The sequence below is a fragment of the Schlesneria sphaerica genome, assembly GCF_044336245.1.
Lineage (GTDB): Bacteria > Planctomycetota > Planctomycetia > Planctomycetales > Planctomycetaceae > Schlesneria > Schlesneria sphaerica.
Genome location: NZ_CP172346.1, coordinates 116,645 through 129,390 on the forward strand (window position 1 = coordinate 116,645; position 12,746 = coordinate 129,390).

7 protein-coding genes are annotated in these 12,746 nt (G+C 56.0%); 4 read left to right on the top strand and 3 right to left on the bottom strand.

What is annotated here, in order from left to right; genetic code table 11:
- Nucleotides 1-1,106 precede the first annotated feature (1,106 nt).
- Nucleotides 1,107-1,934: an ATP-binding cassette domain-containing protein gene (locus tag ACGY09_RS00380; protein ID WP_397570051.1), complete on the top strand. Its 828-nt coding sequence runs from the start codon at nt 1,107-1,109 to the stop codon at nt 1,932-1,934.
- Nucleotides 1,931-3,202 carry a hypothetical protein gene (locus ACGY09_RS00385; protein WP_397570052.1) on the top strand — a complete coding sequence of 424 codons (1,272 nt, stop codon included), beginning with the start codon at nt 1,931-1,933 and terminating at the stop codon, nt 3,200-3,202. The genes ACGY09_RS00380 and ACGY09_RS00385 overlap by 4 nt, the downstream gene beginning before the upstream one ends.
- A gap of 208 nt (nt 3,203-3,410) precedes the next feature.
- Here ACGY09_RS00385 and ACGY09_RS00390 read toward each other — a convergent pair whose 3' ends face one another.
- Nucleotides 3,411-5,336 (bottom strand): hypothetical protein, encoded by a 1,926-nt coding sequence (locus ACGY09_RS00390; RefSeq protein WP_397570053.1) that lies wholly within the window; start codon nt 5,334-5,336, stop codon nt 3,411-3,413.
- Nucleotides 5,337-5,848: 512 nt separating this feature from the next.
- Here ACGY09_RS00390 and eno point away from each other — a divergent pair.
- On the top strand, nt 5,849-7,120 hold the full coding sequence (eno, locus tag ACGY09_RS00395) for a phosphopyruvate hydratase (protein ID WP_373652064.1): 1,272 nt from the start codon (nt 5,849-5,851) through the stop codon (nt 7,118-7,120).
- Nucleotides 7,121-7,294: 174 nt separating this feature from the next.
- Here the strand turns inward: eno and rpoD are convergent, their stop codons facing one another.
- Both rpoD and dnaG read right to left on the bottom strand, forming a co-directional pair.
- Nucleotides 7,295-8,956: an RNA polymerase sigma factor RpoD gene (gene rpoD / locus ACGY09_RS00400; RefSeq protein ID WP_397570054.1), complete on the bottom strand. Its 1,662-nt coding sequence runs from the start codon at nt 8,954-8,956 to the stop codon at nt 7,295-7,297.
- Between the two features lie 107 nt (nt 8,957-9,063).
- Nucleotides 9,064-10,980 (bottom strand): DNA primase, encoded by a 1,917-nt coding sequence (gene dnaG, locus ACGY09_RS00405; RefSeq protein WP_397570055.1) that lies wholly within the window; start codon nt 10,978-10,980, stop codon nt 9,064-9,066.
- A 607-nt stretch (nt 10,981-11,587) separates the two neighbouring features.
- On the opposite strand from dnaG, the gene ACGY09_RS00410 reads away from it, so the two are divergent.
- Entirely contained in the window at nt 11,588-12,745 is a 1,158-nt protein-coding gene (locus tag ACGY09_RS00410) for a mandelate racemase/muconate lactonizing enzyme family protein (protein WP_397570056.1), read from the top strand.
- Nucleotide 12,746 lies beyond the last annotated feature (1 nt).

Sequence of the window (12,746 nt, forward strand, 5' to 3'; positions counted from 1 at the left end):
ACGTCTCATGATGATACCCCACCGCTTTCGCAACCGCGGCGGCTGACCACAACTTAATGCCGCCTGCGTGACTGTTCTGCGAACTTGAAAAATCCCCTTGGCGAGTTACCTGTCTCGCCAAGGGGATTTTTCGTTGATGGCGGCAGGTTATGGCTCCCCGGTGAGTCTGCCGTCTGCCTCTCGTCAGTAACTTACGCGTGGCTGCGACGCTGTCGGCAGGGATGTCACATCTGCGGTCCCGAGTCGAGAAAGGGGTGAAAATTTTCCCTGCAACCAGAATTGTACCGTCCTAAAGCGGTCGGCCCTTGCGCTGTAGACATATAGAGGCGGTCGCTAACACCGAAATCGGCTGGAGCGGAGCTCCCCATCCGCTCTCATTTGTACAGGTCAATTTGCAGGGGGGCTAAAATGACAAGTCGCAATTCGACGAGTTTGGTGGTACCCATTTCACTACTCGCAACCTGGTACCTGTTCGGTTACCTGCTGGAACTGGCGCTGGTCAAGTCAATGTTTGGATGACTTGAACTGTATTTCACCGGTTAACGTGAATTCATCGTGACGCGCTTGAAGCGACGTCCGTCCCGGCTTCGCTGCGCGGGATCGTGAACTAAATCTCGGCAGCATAACTGCAAAAGCGTCTGCGGCGCGCGTGTAACCTGTCCCGCGTCCTTCTGAAGGTCATTTTTCACTCCATTCAGAATGGCGCTGCGTATGGCGAGTGCATGTGTGAGCCAGCGCTCACCACCAGCCACGCGACGCAGTTTCTCGACCCCTCACCGCATGGCTCCCTCAATCGCTTTGCATGAGATGCTGGCTGATTTGATCTGAGCTTCTTCTAAAACCCTTCCTGTTGGCTGACCTTTCTTGCTGTCTAAAGTGGGACGAAATTCGCGTATGCAGAGGTCGGCCGACGGTTGAGTCCATCGGTCGAGGCCTTGTGCGAACAAGTCGAGGCTGGACATCAGTCGCTTGTGACGGGATCGCAAAAATCGATCCCAAATGTCTGTATGCATGATCCGCGGAGCGAGTCCGTGCGTTACGGTGTTGCCCATGCTTTCTGTGAGAATAGGGCAACATCTTGGAATCGTGTTCGCAAGGGGATGGTCATGTCTACGGCCCCGGTAGTGAATGTGGAGGGACTCTGGTGTGCCCATTCCGCCCGATTCGTCTTGCGTGATCTGAATTTCCGTATTGAGCCTGGCGAAATTGCGATCATCGTAGGCATCAACGGGGTCGGGAAATCAACCTTACTTGCGACGATCGCTGGTGCTTTATCGGCGGCGCGCGGCAACGTCAGCGTGTTTGGGTATCCTCGACGTAAGTCCGTCGAGGCCGAGCGGGCGGCACGTCGGAAGGCTCTTTATCTGCCAGACGATGGATGGCTGCCCGGCGAACTTCAGGTCCGAGAATACCTCGATGCGGCAGCCGAACTTTTCGAGATCCCGATCGGAGAAGCAATTGATCAGATCGATGCGCTTCTGGAGCTGTTTTCACTGGACCGTTCTGAATTGCAATCGATAGGGAGTCTTTCGACGGGGCAGAAGAAGAAAGTCGGATTATGTGCAGCACTTCTGTCGAGACGAGAGTTATTGCTGCTTGATGAGCCGTTTTCAGGAGGTTTGGACCCCGCTGGCACGAGCGCACTGCGGAAAGTTTTAAAGCATCAATCGCGTGAACAGGGGAAGACGATTGTCCTGACGACCCCCGTAGCTGAAGTCGTTGCTGAACTGGCCGATCGCTTGCTCGTTCTCAGCGATGGTCGACTTGCCCACAACCTGGACCGGCAGTCTCTTGGAGATCTCCTCAATCAGACGGCTTTGTCAGCGGATGCACTCAACGACTTACTGTTTCCAGACGCGGTCCGACGCGTCCAACGATACCTGGAGCAATCGTCTGTTTCCGGGGCGAACTGCCCGTCGGAGGTATCCCGATGAAAGCGTTTCCTATTGAGCGGCTACCGGACGCTGGGCGTACCATGAAGCGTTTGCTGGTGTCCTTGATTATCTTTAATTTCTTCCCGTTGATACTCCTGTGGGGCATGCTGGTGCGAGATGCCCGACGATATGGTGATTCACTGAGCTACTGGGAAATCCTGTCCTCAGTTGGAGGAGTCATTTCCGTCGCAATCCTTGTGGGGAATTCAGCTGCTATCCTGATGTTCGCCTGGTTGCAACTCCGCAGCAGGAGCGTTCTCGCAGATGATGGAGCTGCCGCATGGATGTCGATTCACGGCTGGGAGGGCGAGGTTGAAAAGTTGCCACAGCGAGGGCTAACCCCTGTTTCAGAAGCGATCGGAGTCACTGTCGTCACGGTGATGTGTGGATTAATTGCTCCGCTCGCGTTTGTGCTGGTGCCAATGTGCTGGTCGGTTGGTCGTACCTTATTCCATTGCAGGGAACTCAGTGCAGAACGCCCCGGATTGTTTGGTGTCTACTGGCTGTTGCATGGGACGGCACTTCTGTGTTTCGCTAACGTGTGGGCAGGAGCTCTTCTGGTGATCGCAGGTGTCCTCGTGGGTGAGGCTCTGATGCACGTCTCTCTTACGAGAAAAGCCGAATTGATGTTGAGGACTGACCTCACGTCATTCTCTCGTCGCATGGGCGGGTCATTGACCGACCGTTTTCAATCGGAAACCTCTTCCCCGAAAGATCGAGCGCGTTCCTGCATCTACATCAGCAAGCTTGGTCAACTTCCACATGACAACGAATTTACCTGGAAAGGGGCGAGTTGGTTCGCGATCGTCGTGGGCTGGTCGACCTACTGCTTTACGACTTTGCTGGTTCCATTCGAACTTGTAAGCAGTACTTATGAAGAGAGTATCCCTCCTTCTCAGTTCGCAGGTGGAATGGTGCTACTTTTCATCGCAGTTGCCGGACTCATGCAAACGATCGAGATCTATGATCTGCGGGTCTGGCGACCCCGTTTGAGTTTTCTGACCCGACTGCAGTTATTTCGACCTGTCGTTTGGTCCTACGATCGAGCATTCGTGCCGTTGGTCGTCGTCAGCTGCATCGGGATCGTCAACCTGGCGTTCGTGAAGAATGAAACGCCTGCTGTCTTCGGTCTTCTGTCATTCGTGGCTGTACTGATTCTTCTCCGCGGACGAGTGAATCCTGAGGAGTGGCAGATGACTTCCGACTCGAGGCTGGACCCCTCTTTCTTCCGCGAGCGGCGAGAACTCAATCGTCGTCGGAGAGGGTAATCGAGCAACGGAATTCCAAAGTGACAAGACTGAGATGCTGCCGGGGATTGTTAAATCTTCAAGTGGCGCGGCGACCCGTTACTATGAAACAAAAGAGCCTTCGCTGATCGACCCACGATCAGCGAAGGCATCGGCCGCTCGGCGACAGACTGTCATCGTCGGTCGTCGTTTACTGTGTCGCCGTATTCGTGCTTCGTGCGGTAACGTTTTACTTGATCAGTCCCGCCAGCGTTGAGATCAGCGCTCCTGCAGGACCGGGGGCTTCCCCGCCCGTCCATGTGGTCACAATACCGCCCCACAAAATGGTAAGGGTTGCAGCCATCATGAGAGATGCGATCACAATCGGGGCGACGGCGACAGCACCCCACTCTGGTTCACGTGGACCTTTGCGAGCTTTTGAGACGGGCACCGCGACGTCATCTTCGCTCAGCTCGTCGATCTCATCATCAGCGTATTCGCTGACAGCAAAGTCATCATCCGAGGCCTCGTATGCATCTTCGTCGGCCTCGGCAAATTCTTCACTCAGGTCGCTGCTGACGGCTGCATTCAGATCGTCTGAGATTTCGAGGTCTTCGACTTCCGGGGGCTCGTCCAGTTTGAATGCTTCGCTGAGCGACTGGTTGCGAGGGGTCTTTTTCGACGGTGCACCCCCTCCCACGACGGTGGGTGCGTAAGCGGGTGCCTCTCCGTCGCTGTCTTCCAGACTCAGCTCGGCTGTCCCTTCGCTCTCGGCCAGACTAACGTCGAAGCCTGAATCGTCCGGGCGGTGAGCGGACAACTCCATCGTGTGGATGTTGTCGTCCAGCTCATCGTTGCTGTCCAGTTCGAAGGTGAAGTCCTGGCTGCTCCCTTCCGCGAGCGTGGCGCTGGGATCAAATTCCTCATCCTGAAGAGAGATTCCGCTGTCACTACCCAGGATGCTGATCCCGCTTTCGGTATCGCCCAGGCTGATTCCACTGTCGCTGCCGCTGTCGAGGGCCAGTCCGCTGTCTTCCCCCACCAGACTGATGCCACTATCTGCATTATCCAGGCGGATTCCACTGTCGTCGCCTTCGAGTTGAATCCCGCTATCCTCTTGAACCAGTCGGATCCCGCTGTCGTCGGCACCGATCAGGCTGATACCGCTGTCGGTGGACGACAGGTCCTGGGCATCGTCCTCCTGAGCCGAGCCGCTCGGGTTTGCGAGGACGATATCGCTGTCACTGACTTCGAGCGCGCTTTTGGCGCTGGTGCGGGGAAAATCACTTTCGGCCGCGGGCGAAGTATCCCCTGCGGAAGGTGTCGTGACGAGCTGAACATCGCTGTCACTTTCTCCCGTGGCGAGGGGATTGTGTTCAACCGCGATGGGACTGTCCACAATGGCGGGCGGGAGATCGACCAACTGGACATCGCTGTCACTTTCGCTCGACAGGCGGGATGACGTCACCATGCGAACGTCGCTGTCACTGTCACCGGTGTTCGCCAGCTTTAATTCCGGAACCTGAGCGATGTCGCTATCAGTGGGGGAAACGCGGACAAGTTGTACGTCGCTATCGCTCTCGGGCGGTGACTTGATGGTCGAAGCCAGGCGGACGTCGCTGTCGCTATCAGGCATATTGGAGCGTTGTCGAGCCGCGGGAGCGTCGGCGGGTGCATCAGGCACGGAAACGAGTCTCACATCACTGTCGCTGGCATCAAGAGATGATACGGGTTCTGCGATCCGGACGTCGCTGTCGCTGTCAGGCGGCGCTTGACGAGAGCTCTCTGAGGGATCAAGTTCGAAGGCGGCGTCAAAGTCAAATTCCGGCTGAGATCCAGAATCGATCGCCTCGATGGCGGCTTGCTCATTGAGAGCATCTTCGTCGAGTTCCAGGAACGAGACGTCATCGTCGCCGGCAATCGGTTCGTCGTCCCCCTTCAACTTCAGGAACGGGATGTCTCCGTCAGAGTCGACCTGGAACATCTCGGCCGACGTCCGCGGGGTCAGCACCCCGTCACTGACGAGTTTTGCAAAATCGTCGCGGCGGTAATGCACGAAACCATCTTCGTCGAGAGCCTGGACTGCTCCTGAATCGACAAGTTCATTGAGTCCGTCGAGGTCCACCCCGAACAACTGGTAAACTTCATCGGCAGTCAGGAGTTTCTTTTGTTCCATGGCTCAATCATTCCGACAACAGATTTAAAGTTTCGATCCCAGCTCATTAAAAGACGATCGGTGACGGGCACCTCTCTCCTGCAGTCGGATCACACCGGCAAAGGATTCGAGCAATACATATTCGAATCGACCGATTCGAATCGCTGCTGACCTTACAATCGGATCGGATCTGCCTCTGGCGTGCTTCCGCGTGCGCCTATCATCCCGTGGAGCGTACATCGGCAATTTTGCCCGAGGTTCCCACTGGAACTGAACGATTTTTAGGTATAAGTAGAATTTCAGTCGTTCGCCAGTGGATTTCTAACGGCAGTTCCATTTTAACCGGCAAAGGTCCGCAGAAAATCCCTCGTTATGGGATGTGCCGTGTCTGATGGATGCGCCCGAGACGATTTGGTACAACCACCCACGATTCGTCGGTATTTCGCGCAACAGTCAGCAAGTGTTGGAAAAACCCTTCGGACATGTCCAAGGCGGCCGAGAACGAATTGCGTCCTGTTTAAGAAAGTCTGAAAATGAGTGTAGCGATCTCCGCCGTGCACGCCAGGGAAATCCTGGACAGCCGCGGCAACCCGACCGTCGAGGTCGAAGTCGAACTGGAAGATGGTACGTTGGGACGCGCTGCGGTCCCCAGCGGTGCGAGCACCGGTGCCCACGAAGCGGCCGAACTTCGCGATTCCAGCGACAAAGCGCGATACCTCGGAAAAGGTGTTCGTCAGGCTGTTGAAAATGCGAACGAGACCCTGGCCGATGCGATCATCGACCTGAACGTCACCGATCAGGCCGCCATTGACAAGGCTCTGATCGACGCTGACGGTACCCCGAACAAGTCACGTCTGGGTGCAAACGCAATCCTGGCCTGCTCGCTGGCTTGCGCTCATGCTGCCGCTCGCGTCAGCTTTTTGCCACTGTTCCGTTACCTCGGTGGTGTTGGTGCCAACACGCTGCCAGTCCCGCTGATGAACATCATCAACGGTGGTGCGCACGCGAACAATGCCATCGACCTGCAAGAGTTCATGATCGTCCCCGTCGGATTCGACACGTTCCGCGAAGGCCTGCGAGCTGGCGTCGAGACTTTCCATCAGTTGAAGAAAGTTCTCCACGACAAAGGGATGAGCACCGCAGTCGGCGACGAAGGGGGATTTGCTCCTAACCTCGAAAGCAACGAAGCTGCGATCCACGTCATTCTGACCGCGATCGAAAAAGCGGGTTATAAGCCCGGCGAACAGATCAAGCTGGCACTCGACTGCGCATCGACCGAGTTCTACGACTCCAAGACCGGCCTGTACGAGATGGACGGCAAGAAGATCAAGGTCGACGAACTCGTCGGGATCTGGAAGACCTGGTCCGAGAAGTACCCGATCTGCTCGATCGAAGACGGCTGTGCGGAAGACGACTGGGACGGTTGGAAGCAGTTGACCGACGCCATCGGCGACAAAGTTCAACTGGTTGGCGACGACCTGTTTGTCACCAACACCCGCCGCCTGCGGGAAGGGATTTCCAAGGGAATCGCGAACAGCATCCTGGTGAAGGTCAACCAGATCGGAACGCTCAGCGAGACGATCGACGCGGTTCAGACGGCTTACCGACACGGCTATACGGCTGTGATGAGTCACCGTTCGGGCGAGACCGAAGACACCACGATCGCTGACTTGGCCGTTGCTCTGAACACGGGACAGATCAAGACCGGTTCGGCCAGCCGCACCGACCGAATCTGTAAGTACAACCAGTTGCTCAGAATCGAGGAAATTCTCGGTTCCGACGCTCGCTACGGCGGCAGCCTGTAAGCGTCCGTCTGTCAGTTTTACACTGATCAGATCGGGAAGTTACAAAACGAGATCGCCGGATTCTTGCGAACCCGGCGATTTTCGTTTTGATCGTTCCCGTCAGCGACGTCGGACAGTAACGTCAGCGACAGGGCAAATCAGAATGGAGCCCGACGACATTTTCTAAAAATTTCTTCAATTGGCCGAAGCGGCTGCAGCAGCCAAAGTGTCCAGGAAGCCTTTGAGTTGCTTGCTGCGGACCGGATGCTGGAGTTTTCGGACGGCTTTTGCTTCGATTTGGCGAACGCGTTCACGAGTCACTTTGAAGATCCGCCCCACTTCTTCGAGGGTGTAAGTGTAGCCGTCACCCAGACCGTAGCGCAACTTGATGATTTCCCGTTCACGGTAAGTCAGCGTTTTCAGGACGACGTCGATCTTATCCTTCAGCATCTCCTGGGTTGCAGAGTTGACGGGGCTTTCGGTGTTGTCGTCTTCGATAAAGTCGCCAAAGTAGCTGTCTTCACTCTCGCCCACGGGACGGTCGAGGCTGATCGGATGCCGCGAGATTTTCAGGACACGACGAGTTTCTTCGAGGCTGACTCCCGCGGCTTCGGCGGTTTCCTCGATCGTCGGTTCGCGACCTTTTTCCTGCAGCAGTCGCTTGCTGACCTTGCGCAGCTTGGACATGGTCTCGATCATATGGACCGGGATACGGATGGTTCGGGCCTGATCCGCAATGGCTCGCGTAATGGCCTGTCGGATCCACCACGTGGCGTAGGTCGAAAACTTGTAACCGCGACGATACTCGTACTTGTCGACGGCGCGCATCAGGCCGGTGTTGCCTTCCTGAATCAGGTCCAGGAAGCTCAGTCCGCGATTGCGGTATTTCTTGGCGATGGAGACCACGAGTCGGAGGTTTCCGCCGGATAATTCGCGCATCGACTGTTCGTATGCGCTGAATCGTTCACGGACGTCATCGAGTCGCTGGCGCAGGGACTGAGGAGTCTCCAGCGTCATCTGCATCAAGTCGAGTAGCTCCTTCTGGAGATTAGCTCGCTCGTCTTTGGCAGACTTCAGGTTTTTCATCCCGTCGATCTGGCGTTGCAATTGATCCATGCGGTTGGAAATTTGTTCAAGCCGCCGCATGGTGGGCTGCAACCGTTGCGTACGGAGACTGAGCTCTTCAAGCAGCGTCACCATCTTGCGGCGTCGCTGTTCAATACGCTGCTGGATCGCTCTGACTTCCGCGGCGGTTTTGCCGGGCTTAATCATCTCTTCAAAGTCCGCAACACTCTTCTCACGCATCGTTTCGAGCGAGCGAAGGTTATGCGGCATGCGGCCGAGGATCTGATTCTTTTCCAAACCCTCGGTTACAGAAACCTTAATGGTCCGGTCGAACGGGAGCTCGCCACAGTTAACCTTCTTGAGGATGTCGATCGATTGCTTCAGCGCATAATCGCTTTCCAGCAGATGCCGACGGAATCGCTTGCGGGTGATTTCAATCTTCTTGGCGAGCGAGATTTCCTGCTCGCGGGTCAGCAGGGGGATTTCGCCCATCTGCGTCAGGTACATGCGCACGGGGTCGTCGATTCGGCGTGATTTGTCATCGGCTTTTTCTGACTTGGCCGGCTTGGCCTTGCCTCCGCGGCGTTTCATGAAGATTTCAGGAGTGGTCGGCAACCTCTCGTCAGCGACGATCTGCATGCCGAGTTCGTCGAGCGACATTAACAGGTTGTCGAGTTTTTCGGGATTAACCGCTTCGTCGGGCAGGTATGCATTGACCTGAGAAAAGGTCAAGAATCCCTGTTGCCGCCCCATCTCAATTAACTGGTTCAAACTCGCGTCAAGTCTGTACACCGGCGACTCCTCGGAAGGATATTAAGATCCGTGTAAATTCGACTGTTTCTGTTTGAGTACTCAGGCAGCGGCTTGTCAGATTTTCAAGCCACACCGATTGAATACAATTATTTTGTAGTACGTTCGCGGTGGAAACGGGCCGCTTGTTCCAGTAAGCGTCGAGTTTCTGTCGTCAGCTTTGCCGTCTCTGCCGGACGTTCGAACAGCAGGCTTTTGGAGGCCTGGTTCGCGAGGACGCTTCGTCGCCACCGAATCCTGTCAATGACGCGCCGAACCCCGTCTTCCGCAGTTTCTGTGCCCATCGTGCGCGCATCCGCGAGCGATTGCGTGTATTCCCGATGGCGTGCCTGCTCGTCAATCCAGACCATTAACCGTTTTCGCTGCGGGCATTCGGTCCGCGACAACAATCGGTCGTACGTCGGTTCAACCCCTTCCTCGAGCATATCAAACCAGTGTGACAGGATTTCCTGAAGTAATTCGTGCCGCAAATCGTTTGCGCCAATCTCGCGTCGCACTTGGTCCGTCAGGTGAGGGTGAGCAAAAAGCATCTGAAGTAATTCGCACTCCAGCAGATCGTCTCCATTTGCAGATCGCTGAAGTGAATCGATGGCTTGCTTCCACTGTCGCAGCTCGACGTCGTCGGCTGGTGCAGTTACGTTGACTTTCCGTTCCGCAACCCGCGACGGTTGAACGGATTGTTTGTTTTGCAGCTCTTTCAGTCGCCGACGGACTTCAACCTCGGACAAGCCGACCCGCTGGGGCAGCTTCCCCAGAATCATGTCTTCCCTGACGGTTCCGTGAATTCCCGGGCATCCCAGAAGTAAATTCAACATTCCATCCAGAACACGCTGGCGCCCATCCAGGGTTGTCGTGCCGTAACGCCCCAGCAGGAGCCTCAGTTGATACTCGAAGGCCTCGGGGGCGTCTTCCGCCAGGGCCAGCAGGGCATCGCCACCCCGTTGATCGATAAATTCGTCCGGATCCAGTTCGTCGGGGACGGTGAGAATCCGTAGATCGACGTCCTGGGCGAGGAATCGGGGAATCGCCTTTTCGGCCGCTTCGATCCCGGCTCGGTCTCCGTCGAAGACGAGTACGACTTTACGTGCCAGCCGTTTTAACAATGTGACATGCGATTCTGTCAAAGCGGTGCCGAGCGTCGCGACCGCATTCAGAATCCCACCTTGATGGGCCTTCACGCAGTCTGCGTATCCCTCCATCACCAGTACCATGTCGGTCTTCTTGATGGCATCGCGAGCGACGTCGAGCGCGTAGCAGATACGACTTTTTGAGAAGACAGGGGTCTCGGAACTATTCAGGTATTTTGCATCCGACTTCGACTTGGAATCCGGCAGAATGCGTCCCCCAAACGCCACAGTCCGACCCCGTTCGTCGTGAATCGGAAACATAATCCGATCAACGAACTTATCGTAAAAACCGGACTGACCGTCACGCGGTCGAGCCAGATCCGCTTCGACAAGCAGTTCGGGATCAAACTGTCCTTTCGCCCGTTGCAGCAGCCAGTCCCAGCTCTCGGGGTGATATCCCAGCTTGAACCGGGACGTCATGGCGTGGTTAAAGCCACGACTGAGCAGGTAATTTCGAGCGCGCTCTGCAACTGCGGTCGAGAGCAGGCACTGATGGAACTCCTGCTCGGCCCACGCCAGAACGTCATAGAGATGAGGCTTATTCTTTTTTTCGTCCGGTCCGCGGCGAAGTGTCTTGGGGATCTCCAGCCCCGCACGTGCCGCCAGCATCTCCAGCGTCTCGCGAAAATTCAACGCGTCGTGCTTCATGACGAAAGAGAAGCAATCGCCTCCTTCCTGACATGACCAGCATTTGTAGGTCTGTCTTTCGGGATTGACCGTGAATGAGGGATTGTGATCGTCGTGGAAGGGGCAGAGCCCTTTGAAGACTCGGCCGTTCGGCTGCAGAGTCACTGTTTCGCCGATCAAGTGCACAATATCGGTTCGAGAGCGAACGGTCTCTTTAAATTCGTCAGCACTGGGACCTGGGACCATCGTCATGAATCAATCCTTCTGGCTGCACAGAAAATCCGACTGCAGCAGCCGACAGCAAAATCGCGTCAGATCGACGCTGATCGTCCTGTCCTGGGTCTGGCCTGGAGTGCTTTGTTCAAAAGAAATTCTGAGCGAAATCATAATCAACCTTACGAGATCCCTGAGACGGGATGCTATTCGGAAGTTAACGCCAGAATTTTTGCAAGATTCCGTCGGGGTCACTGTGACTGGACGAGTCACGCCAATCCGGGAAATCCCTGCGATAAAGAATGCCCGCTCAAACTACGCCATCGATAAAGTGTTCCCTTTGAAACATCCCATCATGAATAGCTTGTACCGGGTCATCGTCGATTCGAACCGCTGTGGTCTAGACGTGGGCACGCCGGTTGATTGACCGAAACGAAGCGGACAATTGACAGATCCGATGCGATTGTATCTGTGGATCTCCATCCGTCAAGGATTGGCCCGTCGCTCGGGGCTACTGTCAGCGGCGTGAAGCCGGAAATAGAATGATGTTCCACGACGGAGCGTGTCGAATTCAAGGGGCCGGGACCACGACATCACTCCGATCCGGGCCGATCCCGACTGCCGTTATTCTCACCACAGGTGCGAGATGAAAATCGAGCGGTTAGAGACTTTCGTGATCGGCGACGGACCTCTCATTGATCCGGACCAGGGAGGGGTCGAACCGCTTGCCTGCCTCAAGGTCCAGTCAGAAAGTGGACTCGTCGGTCTCTCTGAAGTCTTTCGTGTCCCCCCCGGCGTCGTTCTGGCCACGGTCGGCGACAAAGATTCTTACTTTGGCAGACTGCTGATTGGCCAGGAAATCACACACCCGGAACGGATCTGGCAGCGGATGTGGGATGCGATGATGCACACCAACCGTCGCGGTTGGGAAATCATCATCCTCGGCGCCCTGGATGTCGCGATCTGGGATCTCTACGGGCAGGAACTCGGTCATCCTGTCTGGAAACTTCTCGGGGGTGTGCAGCGCGGGCCGTTCCAGACACCGGTTGGTCAAGAGCCGCAAATCGTTCCCTATTGCACGCTCGTCTCGGACGTGTGGGGTGGCGAAGCGATGTTCACCCAGCAGATTTCGCGGGCCGAGCATCTGGCTGCTCTTGGATATCGCGCTTTCAAAATTGAACCGATGATGTCCACGCCGCAGGACGTTATCGAACTGGCGCGCCGGTTCCGTCGTTCACTGGGAGGCGACGTTGCGCTGATGGTTGATGTGGGATATCTCTTCAACGATGTACCAACTGCAGTCCGCGTGGCACGGCACCTCGAGGAATTCGAGATTACCTTTTTCGAGACCCCCTTCCCTGTGGATTCTCCGGAACCCTACGCCAGACTGGCGGAGAAGACGTCAATCCCGCTGGCGATGGGAGAACACGGAGTGACTCGCTGGGAGTTTCTCGAGATGATGGATCGGGGATTCGTGACGGTCGTCCAGCCCTATATGACGACCTGTGGGGGACTCACCGAAGCCAAGCGAATTGTGGAGCTTGCTCACTCTCGCGGTGCAGCGGTTTGCCCCGGTAACTGGTCAACTCAGATCCTGGGATCGGCATCGCTTCATCTCGCCGCATATTCGCCGATTACTCCCTACATCGAGTTCGCCCCGGCGGAAGTCTACGAATCGCCACTCAGAAAAGAGTTGCAGGAGATCGCCTATCCCGTCGTGTCCGGAGCGATTGCCCTGCCCGATCGACCTGGGATTGGTTTTGAACTTCCAGAGGAAATCATTCGCAAGTTCGCGCTCTCCTGAA